General features: G+C 46.8%; 25 protein-coding genes and 1 riboswitch. Of the genes, 18 read left to right on the top strand and 7 right to left on the bottom strand.

Annotated features, from left to right (window positions below):
* Positions 1–81: 81 nt before the first annotated feature.
* From gerQ to hemQ, 3 genes are all read right to left on the bottom strand, one after another.
* Positions 82–429 (bottom strand): spore coat protein GerQ, encoded by a 348-nt coding sequence (gerQ, locus tag FILTAD_RS01570; protein WP_124068748.1) that lies wholly within the window; start codon positions 427–429, stop codon positions 82–84.
* Between the two features lie 24 nt (positions 430–453).
* Positions 454–822 (bottom strand): cell wall hydrolase, encoded by a 369-nt coding sequence (locus FILTAD_RS01575; protein ID WP_148085376.1) that lies wholly within the window; start codon positions 820–822, stop codon positions 454–456.
* A 144-nt stretch (positions 823–966) separates the two neighbouring features.
* The gene (gene hemQ / locus FILTAD_RS01580) at positions 967–1,716 is read right to left on the bottom strand and encodes a hydrogen peroxide-dependent heme synthase (protein WP_124068750.1); all 750 of its coding nucleotides are present in this window, start codon (positions 1,714–1,716) and stop codon (positions 967–969) included.
* A 177-nt stretch (positions 1,717–1,893) separates the two neighbouring features.
* On the opposite strand from hemQ, the gene pta reads away from it, so the two are divergent.
* Positions 1,894–2,865 (top strand): phosphate acetyltransferase, encoded by a 972-nt coding sequence (gene pta / locus FILTAD_RS01585; RefSeq protein ID WP_124068751.1) that lies wholly within the window; start codon positions 1,894–1,896, stop codon positions 2,863–2,865.
* 16 nt (positions 2,866–2,881) lie between these two features.
* The gene (gene lipL / locus FILTAD_RS01590; RefSeq protein ID WP_124068752.1) at positions 2,882–3,721 is read left to right on the top strand and encodes an octanoyl-[GcvH]:protein N-octanoyltransferase; all 840 of its coding nucleotides are present in this window, start codon (positions 2,882–2,884) and stop codon (positions 3,719–3,721) included.
* Here lipL and FILTAD_RS01595 read toward each other — a convergent pair.
* Entirely contained in the window at positions 3,673–3,993 is a 321-nt protein-coding gene (locus FILTAD_RS01595; protein WP_124068753.1) for a hypothetical protein, read from the bottom strand. The genes lipL and FILTAD_RS01595 overlap by 49 nt on opposite strands.
* A gap of 18 nt (positions 3,994–4,011) precedes the next feature.
* The gene (locus tag FILTAD_RS01600) at positions 4,012–4,647 is read right to left on the bottom strand and encodes an RsfA family transcriptional regulator (protein ID WP_124068754.1); all 636 of its coding nucleotides are present in this window, start codon (positions 4,645–4,647) and stop codon (positions 4,012–4,014) included.
* 178 nt (positions 4,648–4,825) lie between these two features.
* Between FILTAD_RS01600 and FILTAD_RS01605 the strand changes: the two genes are divergently transcribed.
* Entirely contained in the window at positions 4,826–6,124 is a 1,299-nt protein-coding gene (locus tag FILTAD_RS01605; RefSeq protein ID WP_124068755.1) for an HD domain-containing protein, read from the top strand.
* A gap of 14 nt (positions 6,125–6,138) precedes the next feature.
* Positions 6,139–6,645 (top strand): YwgA family protein, encoded by a 507-nt coding sequence (locus FILTAD_RS01610; protein WP_124068756.1) that lies wholly within the window; start codon positions 6,139–6,141, stop codon positions 6,643–6,645.
* 83 nt (positions 6,646–6,728) lie between these two features.
* Here the strand turns inward: FILTAD_RS01610 and FILTAD_RS01615 are convergent, their stop codons facing one another.
* Positions 6,729–6,917: a 2-hydroxymuconate tautomerase gene (locus tag FILTAD_RS01615; protein ID WP_124068757.1), complete on the bottom strand. Its 189-nt coding sequence runs from the start codon at positions 6,915–6,917 to the stop codon at positions 6,729–6,731.
* A gap of 68 nt (positions 6,918–6,985) precedes the next feature.
* Here FILTAD_RS01615 and FILTAD_RS01620 point away from each other — a divergent pair, with 68 nt between their 5' ends.
* On the top strand, positions 6,986–7,516 hold the full coding sequence (locus tag FILTAD_RS01620) for a YwhD family protein (protein WP_124068758.1): 531 nt from the start codon (positions 6,986–6,988) through the stop codon (positions 7,514–7,516).
* A 534-nt stretch (positions 7,517–8,050) separates the two neighbouring features.
* Here the strand turns inward: FILTAD_RS01620 and FILTAD_RS01625 are convergent.
* Positions 8,051–10,108, bottom strand: coding sequence for a transglycosylase domain-containing protein (locus FILTAD_RS01625; protein WP_124068759.1), 2,058 nt, complete (start codon positions 10,106–10,108; stop codon positions 8,051–8,053).
* A gap of 158 nt (positions 10,109–10,266) precedes the next feature.
* On the opposite strand from FILTAD_RS01625, the gene FILTAD_RS01630 reads away from it, so the two are divergent.
* From FILTAD_RS01630 to FILTAD_RS01690, 13 genes are all read left to right on the top strand, one after another.
* Positions 10,267–10,701: a YwiB family protein gene (locus FILTAD_RS01630; protein ID WP_160117542.1), complete on the top strand. Its 435-nt coding sequence runs from the start codon at positions 10,267–10,269 to the stop codon at positions 10,699–10,701.
* Positions 10,698–12,365: an arginine--tRNA ligase gene (gene argS / locus FILTAD_RS01635; protein ID WP_124068761.1), complete on the top strand. Its 1,668-nt coding sequence runs from the start codon at positions 10,698–10,700 to the stop codon at positions 12,363–12,365. The genes FILTAD_RS01630 and argS overlap by 4 nt, the downstream gene beginning before the upstream one ends.
* A gap of 309 nt (positions 12,366–12,674) precedes the next feature.
* Positions 12,675–12,861, top strand: a riboswitch (cobalamin riboswitch).
* A 117-nt stretch (positions 12,862–12,978) separates the two neighbouring features.
* Positions 12,979–13,941: an ABC transporter substrate-binding protein gene (locus FILTAD_RS01640; protein WP_124068762.1), complete on the top strand. Its 963-nt coding sequence runs from the start codon at positions 12,979–12,981 to the stop codon at positions 13,939–13,941.
* A complete protein-coding gene (locus FILTAD_RS01645; RefSeq protein ID WP_124068763.1) occupies positions 13,934–14,929 on the top strand; it encodes a FecCD family ABC transporter permease in 996 nt (331 codons plus the stop codon). Before FILTAD_RS01640 ends, FILTAD_RS01645 begins: the two co-directional genes overlap by 8 nt.
* A gap of 1 nt (position 14,930) precedes the next feature.
* Positions 14,931–16,403, top strand: coding sequence for an adenosylcobinamide amidohydrolase (locus FILTAD_RS01650; protein WP_124068764.1), 1,473 nt, complete (start codon positions 14,931–14,933; stop codon positions 16,401–16,403).
* Entirely contained in the window at positions 16,403–17,359 is a 957-nt protein-coding gene (cbiB, locus tag FILTAD_RS01655) for an adenosylcobinamide-phosphate synthase CbiB (protein WP_124068834.1), read from the top strand. Before FILTAD_RS01650 ends, cbiB begins: the two co-directional genes overlap by 1 nt.
* The gene (gene cobD / locus FILTAD_RS01660; protein ID WP_124068765.1) at positions 17,346–18,425 is read left to right on the top strand and encodes a threonine-phosphate decarboxylase CobD; all 1,080 of its coding nucleotides are present in this window, start codon (positions 17,346–17,348) and stop codon (positions 18,423–18,425) included. Before cbiB ends, cobD begins: the two co-directional genes overlap by 14 nt.
* The gene (locus FILTAD_RS01665) at positions 18,407–19,000 is read left to right on the top strand and encodes a bifunctional adenosylcobinamide kinase/adenosylcobinamide-phosphate guanylyltransferase (protein WP_124068766.1); all 594 of its coding nucleotides are present in this window, start codon (positions 18,407–18,409) and stop codon (positions 18,998–19,000) included. The genes cobD and FILTAD_RS01665 overlap by 19 nt, the downstream gene beginning before the upstream one ends.
* Positions 18,997–19,833 (top strand): cobyric acid synthase, encoded by an 837-nt coding sequence (locus FILTAD_RS01670; protein WP_124068767.1) that lies wholly within the window; start codon positions 18,997–18,999, stop codon positions 19,831–19,833. Before FILTAD_RS01665 ends, FILTAD_RS01670 begins: the two co-directional genes overlap by 4 nt.
* Positions 19,830–20,594, top strand: coding sequence for an adenosylcobinamide-GDP ribazoletransferase (gene cobS / locus FILTAD_RS01675; RefSeq protein WP_160117543.1), 765 nt, complete (start codon positions 19,830–19,832; stop codon positions 20,592–20,594). The genes FILTAD_RS01670 and cobS overlap by 4 nt, the downstream gene beginning before the upstream one ends.
* Complete coding sequence (locus FILTAD_RS01680; RefSeq protein WP_160117544.1) at positions 20,567–21,157, top strand: histidine phosphatase family protein; 591 nt, start codon at positions 20,567–20,569, stop codon at positions 21,155–21,157. The genes cobS and FILTAD_RS01680 overlap by 28 nt, the downstream gene beginning before the upstream one ends.
* Complete coding sequence (locus FILTAD_RS01685) at positions 21,109–21,507, top strand: bifunctional adenosylcobinamide kinase/adenosylcobinamide-phosphate guanylyltransferase (RefSeq protein WP_124068770.1); 399 nt, start codon at positions 21,109–21,111, stop codon at positions 21,505–21,507. Before FILTAD_RS01680 ends, FILTAD_RS01685 begins: the two co-directional genes overlap by 49 nt.
* Entirely contained in the window at positions 21,504–22,094 is a 591-nt protein-coding gene (locus FILTAD_RS01690; RefSeq protein WP_124068771.1) for a cob(I)yrinic acid a,c-diamide adenosyltransferase, read from the top strand. Before FILTAD_RS01685 ends, FILTAD_RS01690 begins: the two co-directional genes overlap by 4 nt.
* Positions 22,095–22,097: the final 3 nt, after the last annotated feature.

Here is a 22,097-nt window from a genome sequence, read left to right on the forward strand (position 1 = left end):
CGGCTGCGCAGTAAGGAACGCCGCATAGCCATTTCAACTTATGGTTGTCGTCCCTGACCAAGGCGCTGTCGCTTTCCTTGTTTATGGCCGTTGTGGAAAATAACTAAGCTCGTCATCAAATTTCGCGAAATCGAAATAGATCATTGGAAACAGGTATCGATCCTTTGTCTTCAAATCACTAAGAATGACGTGGTCGCGGCCGGCCGCTTCCACAATACCACGTACAACTTTCGTATTTGAGCCCGCCTCCACAGCGTGTTCAAATGAAAAATGAAAAGTACCAGGCTTACCCCGGTTGAGTCGCAAAATGTTTTCAATGTATGATTCCTCTCGCGGGGGTGGAGCAGTCGGCCGCCCGCTAGGAATTGTCACTGGTGGTGGTCCGACATGTTGATTTTGATAGTTAGGGTTCCAATAATATTGAACCAATTTTTCATCCTTTCATCGTTTGATTTACACTCTTGGGCAATCCTGTTCAGTGGGAGAGAAAAAGCAATGCGCTTTGTATCTGCCGGTATTCCATTGGTTATACCACTGGGCAGGGCATTCCCCGGTCGGTTCGAAAAACCAGAGTGAGCGGCTTGCGGGATGGAAACGTTCGCCTGCAATTACCCGTCTTGCAAGTTTTTTATCCCGTTCACGTGCTCGTTGATAAAAATAAGACTTTGTCGTCGCCTCGAAACCTCCCGGAGACTGGAAGACCATATCCCTTAAGTTGCGGATATTCTTAAAGTCCAGACAATCCGAATACACGCGATTTACTCCCACATTACCAACCATAAGCATTCCCAAATTACCTTCACCTTCCGCTTCAGCACGCATTAATCGTGCAAGCAGCTCGACTTGCTCTTCAGTGGCTCGTATCGCTGGCACGGCACAACCCCCTTGCAACTACTTTATGCAGTATGTAATTCAAATATGTGAACAATAAAAAGAAGCCGCATACAAGATGCGACTTCACTTATATCACACAGTAAAGAATGATGCTTTTTTCTCGTCATCCATAAGTGTACCGACGAAGAACGAACCGAATTCAGCGTAGCGTGCGCTCACTTCATCAAAACGCATTTCATAAATGAGTTTCTTGAACTGGAGTACATCATCTGCAAACAGTGTTACACCCCATTCGTAATCGTCGAAACCGACAGACCCGGAAATGATTTGCTTCACTTTTCCTGCATAACTACGGCCGATTAAACCATGGCTGCGCATCAATCCTTTGCGTTTGTCCATATCGAGCATATACCAGTTGTCATCGCCATCGCGTTTTTTATCCATCGGGTAGAAACAGATATACGGTTTGCGAGGCAATTCAGGATACAAACGTCCGCGTACATACGGATTCTGGTATGGATCTTCATCGGAATCGCCACCAACGTAGTTCGACAGTTCAACGACCGAAACGTATGAATACGCAGGAATCGTGAAATCTGCAATTGCTAGCTTATTGAATTCTGCTTCAAGCTCTTGCAATTCATCCATTGTGGGACGTAAAGTCATCAGCATGAAATCCGCTTTTTGTCCAACAATTGTATAGAATGCGTGGCTGCCTGTTTTTTCGTCATCTGCTTTTTGAAGTTTCTCAAGGTAGACAAGGAATTCATCAACGGCAACTTGGCGCTCTTCTTTTGATAGTAATTTCCAAGAAGCCCAGTCCATTGAGCGTAAATCATGTAATACATACCATCCATCGAGTGTAGTAGCTGCTTCGTTCATTTTGTTTGCACTCCTTCGAATCGAATTATGTGTCCAGTTTAAGTGTAGCACAAACGAACAAAAAACAACCGTGACACGTGGCCCCGTCACGAATTTGACATGAACTGAATCTCTTTTAACACACGGGTGGTTGGTGTATGCTAGGAGCAAACGACTCCCCGAAAAGGTGGCATTAAAATGACGAATCTATTTGATGAAATAAAAACTACTTTGATTGCCAATAAAAAGAAGATTGTACTACCAGAAGGCACAGATTCCCGTGTCTTGGAGGCGGCATCCCGTCTGCATAGTGAAGGATTAGTGGAGCCGGTCTTGCTGGGCAATGAACTCTTGGTGAAGCAAGCGGCATTGGAAACGGGAGCTGAAATAGCGGGAATTACAATTATCGACCCAGTAAGCGCCCCTTATTTAGGAGAACTTGTTGAACAATTCGTCTTGCGTCGCAGTGGAAAAGCGACAGTTGAACAAGCACGTGAGCAAATTTTAGATGTCAATACATTCGGCACGATGCTTATTTACACAGGACGGGCGGATGGTCTTGTCAGCGGAGCTGCACATTCGACGGCTGATACAGTCCGACCGGCTCTTCAAATCATTAAGACAAAACCGGGTATTTCACGGACAAGCGGGGCGTTTATCATGATGAAAGGTGAGGAGCGTCTCGTTTTCGCGGATTGTGCCATCACAGTTGCGCCAACCGCACAGGAACTCGCGGAGATTGCAGTTGAAAGTGCAAAAACGGCTGGGGCATTCGGTATCGAACCGCGTATTGCAATGTTGTCTTTCTCGACGAAAGGATCGGCCGTAACAGAGGAAACGGTTAAAGTGGCAGAAGCTGTAAAAATTGTTGGAGCGCTTGCACCTGATTTAGTGATCGACGGGGAATTCCAGTTTGACGCTGCATATGTTCCCGCAATCGCAGCCAAAAAAGCACCGGATTCAATTATTCAAGGTGATGCAAATGTCTTCATATTCCCGTCGCTGGAAGCTGGGAACATCGGCTATAAAATGACGGAACGACTTGCCGGTTACGAAGCAATCGGACCGATTCTACAAGGATTAAACGCACCCGTAAATGACTTGTCCCGCGGTTGTTCCGCAGATGACGTCTATAAGCTTGCCCTTATCACCGCAGCACAAAGTCTATGAGCAGGAGAACGTTGAAATGACAAACTACGAAAAAGAATTACGTATACCCGAATGGCGTTTCATCGATGAATCGATGACGGCACGCACACGTTCTGCGCTGGAATCATTTGCAGCAGACGATACATTGTGTCACCTTGTCGGCCAAAAAGTCAGCATCCCGACCATCCGGACATGGGTCCATAATCGCACCATTGTCCTTGGCATCCAAGACCACCGACTTCCGCATATCGAAGAAGCGGTGTCGATGATTCAAACGGCTGGCTACACGCCGATTGTCCGCAATTCAGGCGGTCTAGCAGTCGTGTTGGACGAAGGCGTTCTCAATATATCAATCGTCCTATCTGAAAAAGACACTGCAATCGATATTCCAGCGGGTTATGAAGTGATGCTGGCATTCGTTCGCAAGCTATTCCCCGAGGCTGCCAATCAGATAGAAGCTTACGAAATCGTAGGGTCATATTGCCCCGGTTCTTACGATCTCAGCATCGGTGGACGTAAATTCGCCGGCATCTCACAGCGCAGACTACGCCAGGGGATTGCCATCCAAGTCTATTTATGCGTCGAAGGAAGTGGGGAGGAACGAGCCGCCTTCATCCGCGATTTATATGACACTGGCCTGCAAGGCGAAAAAACAAAATTCACATACCCCGTCATTGAACCTGAAGTGATGGCATCACTATCCGAACTGTTAGAAACACCAATCACCGTAAGCGACATTATTATCCGCATCCAACTGGCATTGCGCGAACTCACGGAAAACATTCAAATGGGAAGTTTCAAACCGGAAGAAATGGACTTATACACATTCTATTTAAACCGCGTCGTCGAACGCAACAATAAACTATTAACAAAGTAATAACAAACGGCCGTCCCCCGGAAATCGAGTGGGACAGTCTTTTTTTGTGCAATGAAAAACGGAGACTCACTATGTTTGCGACTCTCGGAAAAACCTCCCAAGGCCCGGGAGAAACTTTGCAACGTTTTCGGGCAACCCGCGCGCTCAAAGCAAGCACCGAAGCGATCAATCCACCAACCCGCGCGCTCAAAGCAAGCACCGAAGCGATCAATCCACCAACCCGCGCGCTCAAAGCAACCAACAAAACCTCCCGAAGCCCAATCAACCCCCATAAAAGAAAAAACCACCCATCAATGGTTGATGGGCGGTTCTTTCGATACTAGATTACCATTCTGTTCCATCTTAAAAACCGGTGCAGTGCGATCGTCTTCTCCGTTAAGTGTGACAAGGCGGCGTGCGCGGTTCATGATTTGGACAAATTGTTCATAATCGGAGCGCAAGGTTTTATTCTCCTGACGAAGTTTTTCAACCTCTTGCTCGAGATTTTCCGCCCGATCATTTGCAAGCTTCGCCGTATGCCGCCAACGTAATGACTCACTGTCGCCGACACCTGTATGGTGCATGCGGACGAGATAAGCGATAACGGTGTCCAGGGAAAGGGCTGATAATGGAACTGCCGCTTTACTATCTTCCTGTTCACCCTGTGAAGGGACATAAAGTTGTTGCCCGCGTCTTTTGAAATCTTTGCCGAGCACACGCATGGCTTGCTTGCGTTCTTTCTTTGCATCTTCTAGTTCTTTTTCATAGTCACGTCTGACAACGGCGTTCCATCTGAATCCGCAAGCTGCCGCCGTACGATTTAATGCGTCACCAACTTCTTCAAATGCACTCAGTTGTGTACTGCCTTCACGCACATGCCGTAAAACTGTGTCTGCTAGTAACGTATCATTTTCTTCAATCCAAGCATCCTGTCTAACTTTCACCATCTCCGTGCCTCCTGCCATGTTCATAGTTTCTTTCTACTGTCAGTGTGGACAGAGTTTCACGGTTTTATTCACAGGGTGAAAGCATTCTATCGATTTAAAAGTGGAATGAGTCTTTTTCATCTTCCTACAAAGCTCTTTATTGTTTATACTAAAGGGAATGAGTTGGAGGAGGTGCACGATGGAATATAGAGATGAAAAACTACCAGAAGAGAAAGTTTTCAAAGATCCGGTGCACCGTTACATCCACGTACGCGATAAAGTGATTTGGGATGTCATCGGTACACGTGAGTTTCAGCGACTCCGCCGGATTAAGCAATTGGGCACGACCTATCTCGTTTTCCACGGAGCTGAGCACAGCCGCTTCCATCACTCGTTGGGCGTTTACGAAATCGTTCGGCGCATCATCGACGACGGATTCAGTGGAAGACGTGAGTGGAACGATGACGAGCGACTTGTAACGCTTTGTGCAGCGCTCTTACATGATCTTGGGCATGGCCCTTTCTCACATGCGTTCGAAAAAGTATTCGATTTGGACCATGAATTATTCACACAACAGATACTGCTTGGCGACACCGAAGTAAATGCGGTACTCAAGCGTGTTGGGACTGAATTTCCGCAAAAAGTGGCAGACGTAATCGGCAAAACGTATCCTGACAAGCTTGTGGTCAGCCTTATTTCAAGTCAGATTGATGCGGACAGGATGGATTACTTGCAACGTGATGCCTATTTCACAGGTGTATCCTATGGCCATTTCGATATGGAACGTATTCTACGCGTCATGCGACCGACGGAGGAGCAGGCAGTTATTAAATATAGCGGTATGCACGCAGTTGAAGATTACATCATGAGCCGTTACCAAATGTATTGGCAAGTTTATTTTCATCCCGTATCACGCAGTGCGGAAGTCATTTTGACGAAAATATTGCATCGTGCCAAACAGTTATATGAAGCTAGCTATATATTTAAATTTGAGCCATTCCATTTCAAGTCGTTCTTTGACAGGACATTTGAGCTGGAAGATTATATTTCATTGGACGAAAGTATATTGCTGACTTATTTCCAAATGTGGATGAAAGAAGTTGACCCAATTTTATCGGACCTTTGCTATCGGTTCATCAACCGAAAATTGTTTCAGCATACAGAGTTTAATCCGGCGACGGAATATCGTAAAATTGGCGAACTGGAACAATTATTCAAAGAAGCGGGAATCGACCCCGCCTATTACCTCGTAGCGGATTCTTCATCCGACCTACCTTATGACTTTTACAGACCAGGTGAGGAAAGTGAACGATTGCCGATCTACTTACAAATGGCGACGGGCGAGCTAAGCGAATTGTCTAGGTCATCGGATATTGTGGATGCCATTTCAGGAAAGCGCCGGACAGACCATAAATTGTATTTCCCGGAAGATATATTGGAACAAGGAAAAGAGGGTAACCCTTTGTATAAGCAAATTTTGGACATGCTAAAAGGGTAGAAAGGAGTGGCATCTTGCTACAAGAACACGCTAGAATCGCGCAGTTCATTTCACTTGCGACTGAAGTGAACGGCCGAAAAAAGCTGCAAAAAATGGTTTTTATCGCAAAAAAGATGAATTTCCCATTCGCTGAAAAGTATGAGCTACATATGTACGGGCCCTATTCGGAAGAGTTGACCTTACGCATAGAAGAGCTTTGCGAAATGGGGTTCTTATCAGAACAATGTTCAGACAAAAAATCTTATATCCAATACACATACCATGTGTCGGATGAAGGAAAACAGTTCCTTGAAACAGCCGAACCGCCGCATGATAAATTGGCACAGTGCATCGAACGGATGAACGGCAAAAGCTCCCGCTTCCTAGAACTTGTATCGACGCTGCTCTACTTCGACCACTTAACAAAAGACGAGCAAATCGCCAAAGTTCACATCGTGAAAAATAAACTGAACTTCACCGAACAAGAAATGGATACTGCATTCACGTTTATCGACGAATTGCAACAAAGCACAGTGAATTGACAATCGAAGCTGCCTACTAGGGTGGCTTTTTGTGTGGCATTAATTGAAAACAAAAAAAGCCGGCAAGCGCCGACTCTTAATCCTTACTCAACATCACTTAAACGTTTTCCACCAAGCGCATAATTATTTTTCGTCATTTCTTCGATGAAAACAGTGATCTTTTCAGTCGGTGCTCCAGTTGTTTCAGAGACGGCCGCCGTCACTTTCTCGCAAAGTGCACGCTTCTGGTCCTCCGTGCGACCTTCAAGCATTTTTACCGTTATATATGGCATTCCATTTCCCCCTCTCCACCATTATCCGTTATAGTATATATACTATCAGAAATGGAGGGGACAGACGAATGGCAAATGAGCAGAAACCGAAACAGAAATTAGGTTTCACGATTATAAAGAATGATCCGACCGATGGACACAAAGGATTCGGCATCGGGGCATTGTCACTGGAAAACGTGTCACCTGTCATTGTTGACATCAATGAAGGAATCGCCAAAATTGAAATTGGTGCTATGCACGCAAGAAGCGATACGGAACGCGGTGTCAAATTCACGTTGAACCGTGAAGATTCCGAAGGTGGAAAACCATATTGGCTCGTCTGGGTCACAATCGATTTCAGAGAAGAAGGTCCATATTATGCAGGTGTCACCGCATGTGAAATGGTCGTCAATCGTGAAAAACGTCGTGGCTACAAAGTGCTTGCAGATCACGTGAACCGGATGGACAAATCGATGAAGCGTCACATTATCGTCGACCAGATGGATGACAAGTCGAAAAAAATCCTCGCCGAATTCCTAGAAAGTCATAATAAGGAAATGTGGGAACGCAGCGAACCGAAACTTCGCATCGATCTTGGCGTGGAATCACCCGGAATATGAACAACATGTGACATCTTTCGCATACTTTTGCTTCCAAGGTTGAATGTCAGCCTAAAACGAAGTAAACTAAAATCATGGCTTGCAGTTGTAAGCTAGGACAACCGGAATCGAATTTGTCCATCCGATTGGTGCATCTTTCAAACCCAAGCAAGATACCCTTTTCAACAGGACGCCGTGAACGGTAAAAAAGCTTTCCAACCTGACTCAACCCAGGTACGGAAAGCTTTTTTGATGGGAATAAATTGCCGAACAACACGCAATCGTCTAAATTAATACGCACCCCGCTCAATAAACGAGAAAAGCGATCAATCCCTCGCGCGCCCCGCTCAATAAACGAGAAAAGCGATCAATCCCTCGCGCGTCCCGCTCAATAAACGCGAGAAGCGATCAATCCCTCGCGCGTCCCGCTCAATAAACGCGAGAAGCGATCAATCCCTCCCGTGCGCCGCTCAATAAACACGATAAGCGATCAATCCTTCGCGCGTCCCGCTCAATAAACCCATAAACCGCTCAAACCAACCAACCTACACATCATCAATCAAAAAACGAAAACGGGAACAAGTCGAACTTTTTGCTATCGTTTTTACCCGAAGACCGTTTTTCCCTTAACGTTTTGTCCGTACATAACTTTTGTGGCATATTTTTCTCCTTCACATAGACAAGTCGTTGCTTTGAACACCCCTCAACTGCAATGCCGCCTGTTAAAACATCGATGACGACGCCATTGACGCCCTCAGGTGGGATGAATGGCTCGGGTTTTTGTCCCTCGTGTGCGGTTTCCATGAATTCAATCCAAATATTTTTAGATGCAGCTTTGTCCTGCTCATCCGTCAATTGTTCACCCACGTCATAGCCTGTCCAGATGCCGGCCGTTAGTGAAGGAGTGAAACCAATCAAGTACTGATCCGAAATCGTCGTTCCTGATTTCGCCGCGTACGGACGAGTCTGTTTTTGCCGCATCGACAAGCCGGTGGAAGACGTGTAATCATTGAATACAGGATCGAACATGCCCGTCATAAGATGAGTTAGAACGAATGCATCCTGTTCCGAGATAACATGTTTTTTGCTCTGTTTCGGATGTTCGTAGACTAATTTTCCTTCAGAGTCGGTAATCGATAAAATCGTCATCGGTTCAACCGCAGTCCCGCCTGAAGCAATCCGGTTATAGGCGTTCGTCATATCGGATAGCGTAACGATGGACGTACCCAACGCAACAGCCGGTGATGGGGGAAACTTCGCGTCAATGCCAAGACGATCTGCCATTGTTCCGAATTCTTTATAACCGATTTCTTCCAGTGTCTTTACCGCGAAAATATTGTCTGAAATGGCTAACGCCTGTGCAAGCGAAATGGGATGATCGGCGAATTTACCATTAAAATTCTTCGGTTCATACTCAGCATTTCCATCGTCATACGTAAAAATTGTCTTCTCAGTTGATAAGAAAGTCAGCGGATTAAAACCGTTCTCAAGCGCAGCAGCATACAATACAGGTTTCATCGCAGAACCTGGTTGACGTTTTGCCATCGTCGCGCGGTTGAATGGACTTTCCTTATAATCCACTCCGCCCACGAGCGATGTAACGGCCCCGGTCTCGGGTTCGATTGACATGAAACCGACTTGTAAGCCACTGTCCGGCATCCACTTTTCAATGACTTCTTCGGCAGTCTGCTGATGATGCTGGTCCAACGTCGTGCGAATCGTCCAGCCACCTTCAGCAGGATATCGACCTTTCTCCGTCAGCACTTTTTCTGCCTCTTTCCATACTTCATCAAGAAAATAGGGGGCGACCCGCTTTGAATCTGCCCATTCACGTGTCTTCAATGCAATTTGCTCATTCTTTGCTCTTGTTTCCTGCCGTTCTGTAATATATCCTTGTTCCTCCATGAGCGATAAAACAACGAGTTGACGTTCCCTCGACTTTTCGGGATTTTCAATGGGTGAATAAATAGAAGGTCCCTTTGCAATTGCGGTAATAATCGCCGATTCTTCAAGTGTAAGATCTTTCGCAGACTTTCCGAAATAAAACTTACTCGCCGCTTCAACGCCATACATCCCATGACCGAAGTAAACGATATTCAAATAGCCTTCCAAAATCGTTTCCTTATCGTAAAATACTTCCATCCGATAAGCATACAGGGCTTCATTAATTTTACGTTTCCACGTTTTTTCGTTTGTCAAATAAAGGTTACGAGCATACTGCATCGTAATCGTACTAGCACCTTCCGTTTTACTACCTGATTTTATATCTTTCAAAAGGGCCCCTGCAATCCTCCGATAATCAAGTCCATTGTGATCGTAAAAACGTTTGTCTTCTGTTGCGATAAAGGCGTCGATAAGGAACGGGGATATTTCATCAAGGTCAACCCAGTATCGTCGTTCTGCCGTAAAACGGTCGCCAATCTGTTTGCCGTTATTATCGAGAAACACGGAGGCTTTAGGTACAGTTAAAGAAGGTGCTCCCGTAATTTGTGCGTAGAGTCGAAGTGAAAGAAAGATGGTCAACACCGCTGTCAGCATCGTAATGATTAAGAGAATCGACCGTTTCAAAGTCGTACGCCTCTTTTTCTTTTTCACATAGACTGTCCGTTGCAAAGCATCACATCCCGTTTTAAGTCGTTGCATCTAGTATGCGACGCACGAGAGGAGATTAAACGGAAATTCATGAAAAACATCCAATGCTCGGAAGATTGATATGTAAGGTGGAAAAGAGCTATAATAAGAAGATATTTTCCAGAAAAGGCGGTGACCAGATGGAATCACGGAAAAACGTGACTATACGGCTCCATTCAACAATCCGTCATCCGGGACAAGACGAGGAAACGCACGACTTGCTTGCTATAGGAGAACTCATCGAAAAAGCAGGTACAGCCTATTTAAAATTTGAAGAAGAACAAAATGGGGATAAAGTCCGTACGACCGTCAAACTTAGTGCAGAAAACGCACTTATTATGCGCAACGGAGCGGTTACGATGCGACTTCCATTTCATCCAAGCGAAGTGAAAGCGGGGAATTTTGGGAGCGGACCTGCGGCATTCAACTTGGTCGTCAAAACGCATCGACTTGAATACAAGGAAGAAGTGAACGGTTCCGAAGGAAGATTCAGCGTGAACTATGCACTGCATGCAGATGGTTCACTACTTGGCGAACACGAACTAACGATTACCTATGCGGAGGGAAAACAATGAATGCAATTGAAAAAATTCAACATGAAGTGAAAACGGCATTGCGTCAAGCTGTAATTGAAGCGGGACTTGCTGCAGAGGCAGACATTCCGGACATTATGCTGGAAACACCCAAGAATAAGGAAAACGGCGACTATGCAACGAACATTGCAATGCAACTGACGAAAATTGCGAAAAAACCGCCACGCGCAATTGCAGAAGCGATTTTGGAAAAACTGAACACTTCCGGCACATCCATCAAATCGATTGAAATCGCAGGCCCCGGTTTTATGAATATTAAACTGAAAACGGATTTCTTAGGCGATATCGTGAAGACGGTTTTAGACCAAAGCGGAAATTACGGTCGATCCAATGCGGGCGAACATGAAAAAATTCAAGTTGAATTCGTCTCGGCAAACCCGACTGGCGACCTTCACTTAGGACACGCACGCGGAGCTTCATTAGGGGATTCCCTCTGCAATATCCTAGACTTTGCAGGATACGATGTTGCACGTGAGTATTATATAAACGACGCGGGCAATCAAGTACATAATCTCGCAAAATCCGTTGAAGTTCGTTATTTCCAGGCACTTGGAGTAGACAAAGAAATGCCTGAGGACAGCTATCGTGGGCCGGACATCATCGAACTAGGAAAGCAGCTTGTTGAAGAGTTCGGCGATAAATATGCCAACGTTCCTGAAGAAGAGCGTTACTCGTTTTTCCGTGCATACGGATTGCAGTATGAGTTGGAAAAACTGAAAAAAGACCTAGCAGATTTCCGTGTTTCATTTGACAATTGGTTTTCTGAAACATCGTTATACGAAGACGGTAAAATCGATGTTGCATTGAACAAACTACGCGAAAATGGCCATGTGTATGAAGAAGACGGTGCCACTTGGTTCCGCTCGACGACATTTGGGGACGATAAAGACCGCGTACTTATTAAAAACGACGGCACATACACATACTTGACACCCGATATTGCCTACCATGAAAACAAATTGTTCCGCGGTTTCGACAAACTGATCAATATTTGGGGTGCAGACCATCACGGCTATATTCCGCGTATGAAAGCGGCAATCGAGGCCCTCGGCTATAACCGTGACACGTTGGAAGTGAGCGTTGCACAAATGGTCCAGTTATACAAAGACGGAGAAAAGTTCAAGATGAGTAAACGGACAGGAAAAGCCGTCACATTACGTGAATTGGTCGAACTAGTAGGCTTGGATGCCACACGTTACTTCTTCGCAATGCGTTCAGGCGACTCGCAGATGGACTTTGACCTGGATCTTGCCATTTCGCAGTCCAATGAAAACCCGGTATACTACGCGCAATATGCACACGCACGGATCTCTTCGATTCTGCGACAAGCTGACGAAGCAGGCATATCCGCATCCGTAGAACATACCTCTTTACTGCAAGCTGAAAAAGAACTTGAATTATTGAAGAAAATAGGGGATTTCCCGAAAGTCATCAGCGATGCAGCAAGATTGCGTGCACCGCACCGTGTCACAACATACATCCAAGAACTCGCATCCACATTCCACAGCTTCTATAACGCTGAAAAAGTTTTGGATCCGGAAAATCGTGAACTATCAGCAGCGCGACTAGCACTGATTACAGCGGTCCGCACAACAATTGCAAACGCCTTGAAATTAGTCGGCGTCTCCGCACCGGAAAAAATGTAAAGTAAATCATCGACCGCCGCACATCCAGTGTGGCGGTTTTTTACGTGAATTACGCTGGTGATAGTTTCTGTATAGGGCTGTGAATGAGTGCGCACCGAAAAGTATTGATCGGAATACCGCCAAGAATGATCGCAAAGCTGCCTTGAATGATCGCAAACCACGTAGTAATGATCGCAACCCGACCGTTATTGATCGCGTACCACGGAACATTGATCGAAACCCGGCCATATTTGATCGCCCACCAATATACAAATACCGCCACCCCTCGACACACTCGAAATATATAGTATAATGAAACCGAACACCAACTACATACCAAAACGTAAAGGTGCCCCGCACTCAAAACGGGGTTAAAAGGGAAGCCGGTTCAATGCCGGCGCGGTCCCGCCACTGTAAGTGTGAGCAAGTCGCAAAAAGTCACTGGATTACTGAATCCGGGAAGACGCGACAAGCGTTGAGCACAAGCCAGGAGACCTGCCTTTGCGAATCAACCGTAAAACCTACGAGGATAGGATTGGTGAAAGTCAACGTAAATCAATCTGATTTTCACTGAAACCATTCTTCCGGCAACACGCGGAGGATTTTTTTTTGGAACAAACAGGAGGAATTAAACATGAAGAAGTTATGGCAATTAGGACTAATGGCTGTCCTAACCGTATTGCTGCTCGCAGCATGTGGCGGAACAGCAACAGATGACAAAAAGAAAGTAGACGACACGCCGAAAGAAGACGTAGTCAAAGCTGATTTCCCGATTACATTAACAGACGCTATTGGCAAAGAAATTACATTCGAAAAGGCTCCAGCGACAATTGTGTCCATGATGCCAAGCAACACGGAAATCCTTTTTGGACTTGGACTTGGAACTGAAATCGTAGGTGTCAATGACTTTGATAATTACCCTGCAGAAGCATTGGAAAAAGAAAAAATCGGCGGTATGGAATTTAACGTTGAAAAAATTGTTGCTATGAACCCTGAAATCGTCTTCGCACACGAATCTGGACTTTCAACGGGCGAAGAAGGCTTGCAACAAATCAGAGACGCGGGAATCCCTGTCTTCGTTGTGAAAAACGCAGCAAACTTTGAAGAAACATACAAAACGATTGAAACAATCGGTCAAGCAACAGGGAAAACAGAAGAAGCTACAAAAATCGTAAGCGATATGAAAGCGAAAGTGGAAGAAGTCGTCGCGAAAACGGCAAAAGCAGAAAACAAAAAAACGGTGTTTGTTGAAACATCTGACGCCCCTGAAATCTACACACCGGGAAAAAATACATTCATGCAAGAAATGTTGGATATGATTGGTGCGGAAAACGCAGTGTCAGAAGAAGGTTGGGTTATGATAGATCCCGAAGCGATTGTTGATAAAAATCCAGATGTCATCATCGTTATGTATAACTATGTACCGGATATTATTGAAAGCGTTAAAAAACGTGCCGGTTTCGATACCATTACAGCCGTTAAAGAAGATGCAGTCGTTCAAGTTGATGAAAACTTGACAAGCCGTACAGGCCCACGTCTGGCTGAAGGTCTTGAAGAAGTTGCGAAAGCCGTTTACCCTGAGGTTTTCGGTGAATAAATCAAGCGTTGCCTACATCGTATCCGCCGCCACACTCATAGTGGCGGTCTGGCTCGGTGTTTCAATCGGTACGGTGAAGTTACCGATTAGTACGTTATGGAATGGGTCGGCAGATGCAACGGCGACAACAATTCTATGGAAAATCCGCATGCCGCGCGTCGTACTTGCTGGACTTGTGGGTGCTTCTCTCGCAATCGCGGGGGCAGCTTTCCAAGGATTATTGAAAAACCCGCTTGCAGATCCATACACACTCGGAGTGTCATCCGGCGCCTCGGTCGGTGCTGTGGTGACACTCTTTTTCAGTATTTCCATCCCGTTCTTAGGCGCATATACGCTGCCCGTATTCAGTATGATCGGCGCCGCTCTGACCATGTTTCTTGTACTCGGTTTCGCCCGTCTTGTCGATCGTTCTATGAAAATGGAAACCATCATTTTAACAGGTATCATTTTCGGTTCATTCCTCGGCTCCGTCTTGTCGCTCATGATAGCGCTGACAGGGGAAGAGCTGCGACAGATCATCGGCTGGCTTCTAGGAAGCGTGTCGATGCGCGGCTGGAACTACATTACAATGATTTTACCGTTTGTTATCGTCGGTTCACTAATGCTGTGGTTCAATCGACGTGAATTGAATGCCATGCTTTTCGGCGAAGAACGGGCGCACCATTTAGGTGTCAATGTAAAGCGACGGAAATTCATGATTTTAATCGGCGGTTCAATTCTGACGGGCGCGGCTGTCGCTGTTTCAGGGACAATCGGTTTCATCGGTCTTGTCGTGCCGCATATGACGCGTCTGCTGTGGGGGTCGGATCACCGTCATCTGCTCACATTGTCATTCATGAACGGCGCAACACTGCTGATTATTTGTGATTTGATTGCCCGCACGATTATTTCACCGACGGAATTGCCGGTCGGCGTCATTACTGCATTCATCGGTGCGCCGGTTTTTGCATTCATCTTTTACAGACAAAGAAAGAAAGGGGCCATGTAACATGTTGCATGTCGAAAACGTAGCGGGCGGATACGGCAAAAAGAATATAGTGAAATCCGTCTCATTTCACGTCAATAAAGGCGAAATGCTCGGCATCCTCGGTCCGAATGGCAGTGGTAAGTCAACGCTTCTGAAGATCATTTCAGGGATTCTCCCCAAAACGCAAGGGACCGTCACCATCGATGGTAAAGACGCATCGAATTACAGTCAAAAAGAATTCGCGCGAAAAGTGGCCGTCTTGCCGCAACTCCATGCACATGCATTTTCCCACACGGTTCTGGAAACCGTTTCGCTCGGCAGATACCCGTACCAATCAGGCCTCTTTTCCTCTTGGTCGAACGAAGATGAACGTGCTGTTACAGAAGCTATAAAACATACGGCGATTACCCGCTACAAAGATACACATATCGAATTGCTATCAGGCGGCGAGCAACAGCGTGTGTTCGTTGCACAAGCACTCGCACAGGAAGCACCGATTTTATTGCTCGACGAACCGACGAACCACCTGGACATCGCTCACCAACAGCAATTGCTCGATACCATCCGCAAACAGGCGGTCGACAAAGGAATCACTGTCATCTCGGTATTTCACGACATCAACCTCGCTTCTTTATATTGCGATCGCCTATTGTTAATGAATAATGGTGAAGTTGCGAACATCGGATTGCCGCTGGATGTCGTCAAAGAAGAGGCGGTGCGCGCTGTCTACCAAGCACGCGTTAAGACGCAACCGCATCCTGAACTCGCAAAGCCGCAAATCACACTTTTATCCGACGCGGATGAAGAACTGAAGCCGTTCAGCGTGACGAAAGCGGATATTAGCATATCGTCGGATTATGTCGCGCTACATTCAGAAAAACCGCTTAAAACACTTTCTTCCGCCGTACATAATGCAGGGATGGGCTGGTTCCGGACATTCGTCAACCGCCATGTCGATGCTGATTACCATTGCGATGATGTCAAAGTAGAAATGGCGTCCTACCTTGAAGGGCAAGGGTTCCACGACACAGACACCGTCGGCATGATGACCGCAGTCACGACGCAACATGCGGAAGTCGAAGAATACCATGCGGATTTTGGCAGTGTCATTATCGTCGTAACAGCAGGTGTCGGTAACGCGGTCGATGTATCTGAAGCACTGACACGCGACCGCGAACACCGCATCGGGACCATCAATACATGGGTCATTGTCAATGGACAGTTGCCCGACGAAGCCTTCATTCAAGCGATGATCACGGCGACAGAAGCAAAAGCCAAAGCGTTGCAGACCGAAAAAGTATTGGACCCGCTTACAGGCACAATCGCAACCGGGACTTCAACGGATAGTTTGCTTGTCGCCGCAACTCAGCAAGGCGAGCATCTGCCGTACGCTGGCCCGATCACTGAACTTGGAAAACGGATTGGCCACGGCGTTTACGATTGCACCGTACGGGCGATTCAAGCTTATAAGAAAGCGAAAGGGTGGACAAATTGATACCTGCACATTTCATCGCCATCGCCGTCGGTTTTCTTCTCGACCGCATCATTGGAGATCCGCCGAAATGGCCGCATCCTGTTCGATGGATTGGCGCGTTCATAACCAAATGCACAACCATGTTGAATAAAGGACGGAACCGCACACTAAAAGGGGCATTCGTTCTTTTCATAACTGTCGTCATTGTATCGATCATCGTCTTTTCCCTCGTAGGAATCGCGTATACTGTCAGTCCGCTAATAGGTATCCTCGTAGAAGGGGTGCTGATCGCCATCGGACTTGCACAGAAAAGTTTGCGGAGTGCCGCACTCGATGTGTATAAGCCGCTTGCTGCTGGGGATTTACCGGAAGCACGGACTAAACTGTCATGGATTGTCGGTCGTGATACGGAAAAGTTGAAAGAAAGCGACATTACACGCGGTGTCATCGAAACCGTCTCCGAAAACACATCGGACGGCATTACAGCACCTCTTTTTTGGGCGTTTCTATTAGGCGCACCAGGCTTATGGATCTACAAAACGGTGAATACGCTGGATTCAATGATTGGTCATAAAGACGAACGTTTTCAGAAGTTCGGTACTTTTTCCGCACGCGCGGACGACGTCTTAAATTTCATTCCGGCACGGATCACAGGACTACTTATTCTTTTATACACGCCGAATGAAGGAAAGGTACCGTTTGGTAAGCGGTTGAAGGGATGGAGCCAGGATTCCAGACGCCATCCAAGTCCGAATAGCGGATTCCTGGAAGCTGCTACCGCCTGGCAACTAGGTGTCAAACTAGGTGGAAAAAGTACCTATCGTGGCGTCGTTTCCAATAGACCGGAACTAGGTCCGGGCACGGTTCCACTCACTGCGGCGCATATTCAATCAGCTATCACACAAATGCATTCAGTATCCATTGTCTTTTGGATCATGATGGCTGTAGTTGGGATGATGATCTATGCAGTTGCCTAATCACGGAGCAAATCCACACCATGTATACGCGAAACTCGGTATCGAGCCGCCGGATACCCTATTGGATTTTAGTGAAAATGTCAATCCAGCTGGTCCACCGCAAGCCGTTAGCGACAGCTGGCCCGCGCTGCTCTCGAAACTGTCTGCCTACCCGGATCCGTTCGGAGAACCTTTCCTATCAGCAGCGGCAAATTTTCACGGCGTTTCTACCCCGTATTTATTCGCAGGGAACGGGGCTGCGGAGTTGCTCGCGCTTATCGCGGAACGCTATCAAGGCAAAAAGGCGCTCATCGTGCACCCGACATTTTCCGAGTATGAAGCGACATTGACTGCGAAGAATGTCGAAGTCATCCAGATTATCGCATCGGAAACGGACGGCTTCGACTTGCCGCTTGCAACGATTTTGGAAAAAATGAAAGAAGTATCCGTTTTGTATCTATGCACGCCCAATAATCCCACTGGTCGCTTGCCGACACGGGACCAATTACAAACGATTGTCCGTCGCGGTGCAGAAGTGGATTGTGACTGTGTATTTGACGAAGCGTTCATCGATTTTGTGGATGAATCCCTGTCTTTCATTCCCGAAGTAGAAAACTATCCACATGTCACAGTTGTCCGGTCCATGACTAAAATGTACGCTATTCCTGGAATTCGACTCGGCTATGTCGTTGCAAGCCCAAGTATCATAATGGACATTAAAGCCCGCGCGCCGCATTGGAACGTCAATGGAATCGCGGCACAAATCGGGGCAGTTTGTTTGCGGGAAGAAACGTATCGGCAACAAGTCATTCACCAAAGTACAGTTGAACGACAACGTTTAACTGAATTTCTACGGCGACACGGCTGCACAGTGACGGATTCCGTTGCAAATTTCCTGTCATTTAAGCCGGGACCGCATCAGCAAGCAAGTAAACTGTTCCAAGATTTATTGCAACAGGGAATCGTACTCAGACACTCTGAAAACTTCCTCGGAATGGATGGACACTGGTTACGCGTCGGCATGAAGAAAGAAGCGGAGATGACACGATTGAAAGAGGTGTTGGCTATATGGTTCGCGGAAAACTGACAGTCATTATAGGCGGTGTGCGAAGTGGAAAAAGTGCGTACGCCGAAAAAATGCTTGTTGACGAAGCCAGCCACGTGGCAGGACGCCTCGTGTACATCGCATCGGGCACAGCGACGGATGCTGAAATGCAGGCACGCATCGATAGGCACAAACAAGACCGTGCCGAAATCGATTGTACAACGATTGAACAACCTGTGGAACTAGCGGGAGTTGTGCCATCCATTCAACAAGGTGATTTGGTTTTATGGGATTGCTTGACCACATGGCTTGCAAATGAATTGTACAGCGGATGGGAAACCGCAACGCCTTGCATCAGCGAACCAGGCTGTATGGAACAGAAAGAAGCACAACTCTATGAAACAATTAATGACATTCTCGCAAAAACGTCACATCTAGTCATCGTTTCCAATGAAGTGCTGGATGAATTACCGTCAACCTACATGGAAACACGTACGTACAGTAAATGGATCGGTCGCATACACCAAAAGCTTGTAGCACAGGCGGACGAAGCAATTGAAATTGATTATGGTCTGGCAACGGATTGGAAAAACGGACAGCGGGAGGTACTTGCATGAATGGATTGATTGTATTAGGCACAGCATCCGATACAGGGAAAACACTGATTGCTACAGCGTTATGCCGCCTATTAGCCGACGAAGGCGTTTGCGTTACGCCGTTCAAATCGCAAAACATGTCCCGCTTTTCATCGATAACGCAAAACGGTGAAGAAATGAGCCGCGCGCAATTCATCCAAGCACATGCCGCTCGAACCGTTCCGTCCATTTACATGAATCCGATATTGCTGAAACCGGGCCAGGATATGAAATCGGAAGTGCTCATTTTCGGGAAAAAACTCGGTCTTCTCGGGGGGATAGCATACCGGGAACAATTTTTCGAACAAGGCATCAAAGCCATCCATCTAGCACTTGCTAAGCTTGGCGAAACATATGAAACCATCATTATTGAAGGTGCCGGAAGCCCCGCGGAAGTGAATCTCAATGATAGGGAAATCGTCAATATGCGCGTCGCGGAAATTGCGGATGTACCCGCTATATTGGTCGCCGACATCGACCGCGGGGGTGCTATTGCGTCGATTGTCGGCACCTTGCAACTTCTTCCACCTGCACATCGATCGCGCGTTAAAGCGATTATTATCAATAAATTCCACGGAGACGTAACTCTATTTCAAGACGGCATTGATTTCATCGAATCCTACACGGGAATACCGGTTGCGGGCGTGATTCCATTCAAAGCGAATCACGGCATTGAGGAAGAAGACGTGGACCGCCCCGTCATCCCAGCACTCACAGGCGTCGATGTCTATGCTGAATGGGCAGCGCATGTGAAAGTGAATCTGGATTGGCCGCTCGTCAAGCGAATCATCGCACAACCAGGCGGTGTAACATGAACGGTATTTTACTGGCGCTTCAATTTTTCACCGCCATTCCAGTCAAGAAAGAATTACCGCTTGGTCGAAAAGAAGTCACGGCAATGTACGTCGCACTGCCTTTTGTAGGCGCGGCAATCGGTCTTGTCATGTACGCCGTCTCGGTGTTGCTGTTGATCAATCTGCATACCGGCACATTGCTCGCGGCTGTATTCGTCGTCTTAACGGCAATTTTCCTGACAGGTGGCTTGCACTTGGACGGCTGGGCGGACGCCGGGGATGCATTCTTTTCCTACAAGGATCGAGCGAAGCGACTGGAAATATTGGATGATCCGCGGCTCGGCGCTTTCGGCACAATGGCTCTCGTCTTGTTGCTCATCGTTAAAATTGCCTTGTTGAATGAAATCCTGATGCGCGGTACGGCAAGTCTCGTATTCTTCATCATGATTCCTTTGTTGGCACGCGCTGGAATGAATGTATATTTCACAACTGTAGGACTTGCTAAAGACAAAGGGATTGCCCATTTCTTCAAAGAGAAGATGGACATGAAATTCGTCGTCGTTCTGTCGTTAAGTACAACTGTGTTGGCTTTAGTCATCCTCGGTTTCATTGTGGAAAGTGTTTTCATTCCGATAACATTATTTGGCGTTCTGGCAGTTGCACTTTACATCTATCGTCGATGGTCGATCCGTCATTTCGGCGGCGTATCAGGTGACTTATGCGGGGCATTCATCGAAGGAATGGAGGCGGTATTATGGCTGACAGTTTTGTTCTTCATCTAGTGCGTCACTTACCGACTCAAGGCAATGAAGACCGGAAATACATCGGCTGGACCGACGAACCTATTTTGGAATCGGCTAAAGCGGTCCATCCACTGGCACTTGCCCGATTTGTTTGCGGAAGCGATTTACTAAGGGCCCGTCAGACGGCCGCACTTTATTTTCCGAATGAAAGGTACAAGGAGGATTGCAATTTCCGGGAATGCAATTTTGGTGAATTTGAAGGGAAAACCTATGCGGACCTTGAAAAGGATACAGATTACCGGCAATGGATTGACGACCCTTACGCAAATGCACCAAGGGGTGGGGAAAGCTTGGTTGAAGTCGAAAATCGTGTAATGTCGGCACTCAAAATGGTACCGAAAGACGCAATTATCGTGACGCATGGCGGTCCGATTCGCATCATTCTAACGAAATTTTCACCTATCCAAAACGAGTTTTGGTCATGGAAGATTCCACGTGGATACTGTTACCGTCTTGAATGGGAAAATCAGCGGGCGTTCAAGGAGGGACAAGCATGCATATCTATATCGGCGGTGCCCACAACGGCAAACGGCACTATGTAAGAACAAAATTTGCACATGAAAAACTGGCATGGTTTGATGGCGAATTACCTGAAACGGATACCTTCATCAACCATAAAATCGTCATCGCGGGCCTCGAAAACTGGCTTGCGCAAACGGATTTGGATGAACAACAAGCTATCGAGCATATCATGAGAGTACAAAAGGATCGTAGCGTTATCATCATTTTGACCGACATCGGACGGGGTATTGTACCGATGGATGCTGATCAGCGCAAGTTGCGGGACACTTGCGGACGGCTCTATCAACGATTAATTGCCGAAGCGGATGAAGTGACGCGCATTTGGTATGGTCTCGCACAAACAGTGAAGAAAAGGGGAGAAAAACAATGAAAATTTACACGCGAACAGGGGATAAGGGGAAAACAGGTTTGATCGGTGGACGTGTCGATAAAGACAGTTTGCGCGTCGAAGCATACGGCACAATGGACGAATTAAATTCGTTTGTAGGAAAAGCAATGATTGAACTTGACGCAAAGACTTTCGCAGATATACTTGCAGATTTGGAAGCGATTCAACACGAATTATTCGACGGCGGAAATGACCTTGCAAACGTCATGAAAGAGCGACACTACAAACTGACCGATGAACCAATCGAAGTACTTGAACAACGTATCGATACATTAATGGAAGAAGCACCGCCGCTAGAGCGATTCATCCTACCGGGCGGCTCACCGGGGGCAGCGTCACTCCATATTGCACGCACTATCGCAAGACGCGCAGAACGGCAAACGGTGACGCTTATGAAGGCGGAAGATGATGTTCCTGCAACTGTCCAACGGTATTTAAACAGACTATCGGATTACTTCTTCGTTGCAGCGCGGATTGTCAACGCACGCCTTCAAGTAAAGGACATCGAATACGTCCGTAGCGCAAAAGTATTCCGTACAGAAGACACAAAAAAGAAAAAGGATAACTAAGTC

Source organism: Filibacter tadaridae, from assembly GCF_900609045.1.
GTDB lineage: Bacteria > Bacillota > Bacilli > Bacillales_A > Planococcaceae > Sporosarcina > Sporosarcina tadaridae.

What these genes read in the sequence shown, in the direction of transcription:
- FILTAD_RS01575 (WP_148085376.1), bottom strand. Translation starts at nt 822, where the DNA reads ATGCGTGCTGAAGCGGAAGGTGAAGGTAATTTGGGAATGCTTATGGTT.
- hemQ (WP_124068750.1), bottom strand. Translation starts at nt 1,716, where the DNA reads ATGAACGAAGCAGCTACTACACTCGATGGATGGTATGTATTACATGAT.
- pta (WP_124068751.1), top strand. Translation starts at nt 1,894, where the DNA reads ATGACGAATCTATTTGATGAAATAAAAACTACTTTGATTGCCAATAAA.
- lipL (WP_124068752.1), top strand. Translation starts at nt 2,882, where the DNA reads ATGACAAACTACGAAAAAGAATTACGTATACCCGAATGGCGTTTCATC.
- FILTAD_RS01595 (WP_124068753.1), bottom strand. Translation starts at nt 3,993, where the DNA reads ATGGGGGTTGATTGGGCTTCGGGAGGTTTTGTTGGTTGCTTTGAGCGC.
- FILTAD_RS01600 (WP_124068754.1), bottom strand. Translation starts at nt 4,647, where the DNA reads ATGGTGAAAGTTAGACAGGATGCTTGGATTGAAGAAAATGATACGTTA.
- FILTAD_RS01605 (WP_124068755.1), top strand. Translation starts at nt 4,826, where the DNA reads ATGGAATATAGAGATGAAAAACTACCAGAAGAGAAAGTTTTCAAAGAT.
- FILTAD_RS01615 (WP_124068757.1), bottom strand. Translation starts at nt 6,917, where the DNA reads ATGCCATATATAACGGTAAAAATGCTTGAAGGTCGCACGGAGGACCAG.
- FILTAD_RS01620 (WP_124068758.1), top strand. Translation starts at nt 6,986, where the DNA reads ATGGCAAATGAGCAGAAACCGAAACAGAAATTAGGTTTCACGATTATA.
- FILTAD_RS01630 (WP_160117542.1), top strand. Translation starts at nt 10,267, where the DNA reads ATGGAATCACGGAAAAACGTGACTATACGGCTCCATTCAACAATCCGT.
- argS (WP_124068761.1), top strand. Translation starts at nt 10,698, where the DNA reads ATGAATGCAATTGAAAAAATTCAACATGAAGTGAAAACGGCATTGCGT.
- FILTAD_RS01640 (WP_124068762.1), top strand. Translation starts at nt 12,979, where the DNA reads ATGAAGAAGTTATGGCAATTAGGACTAATGGCTGTCCTAACCGTATTG.
- FILTAD_RS01650 (WP_124068764.1), top strand. Translation starts at nt 14,931, where the DNA reads ATGTTGCATGTCGAAAACGTAGCGGGCGGATACGGCAAAAAGAATATA.
- cobD (WP_124068765.1), top strand. Translation starts at nt 17,346, where the DNA reads ATGCAGTTGCCTAATCACGGAGCAAATCCACACCATGTATACGCGAAA.
- FILTAD_RS01665 (WP_124068766.1), top strand. Translation starts at nt 18,407, where the DNA reads ATGGTTCGCGGAAAACTGACAGTCATTATAGGCGGTGTGCGAAGTGGA.
- FILTAD_RS01670 (WP_124068767.1), top strand. Translation starts at nt 18,997, where the DNA reads ATGAATGGATTGATTGTATTAGGCACAGCATCCGATACAGGGAAAACA.
- cobS (WP_160117543.1), top strand. Translation starts at nt 19,830, where the DNA reads ATGAACGGTATTTTACTGGCGCTTCAATTTTTCACCGCCATTCCAGTC.
- FILTAD_RS01680 (WP_160117544.1), top strand. Translation starts at nt 20,567, where the DNA reads ATGGCTGACAGTTTTGTTCTTCATCTAGTGCGTCACTTACCGACTCAA.
- FILTAD_RS01685 (WP_124068770.1), top strand. Translation starts at nt 21,109, where the DNA reads ATGCATATCTATATCGGCGGTGCCCACAACGGCAAACGGCACTATGTA.
- FILTAD_RS01690 (WP_124068771.1), top strand. Translation starts at nt 21,504, where the DNA reads ATGAAAATTTACACGCGAACAGGGGATAAGGGGAAAACAGGTTTGATC.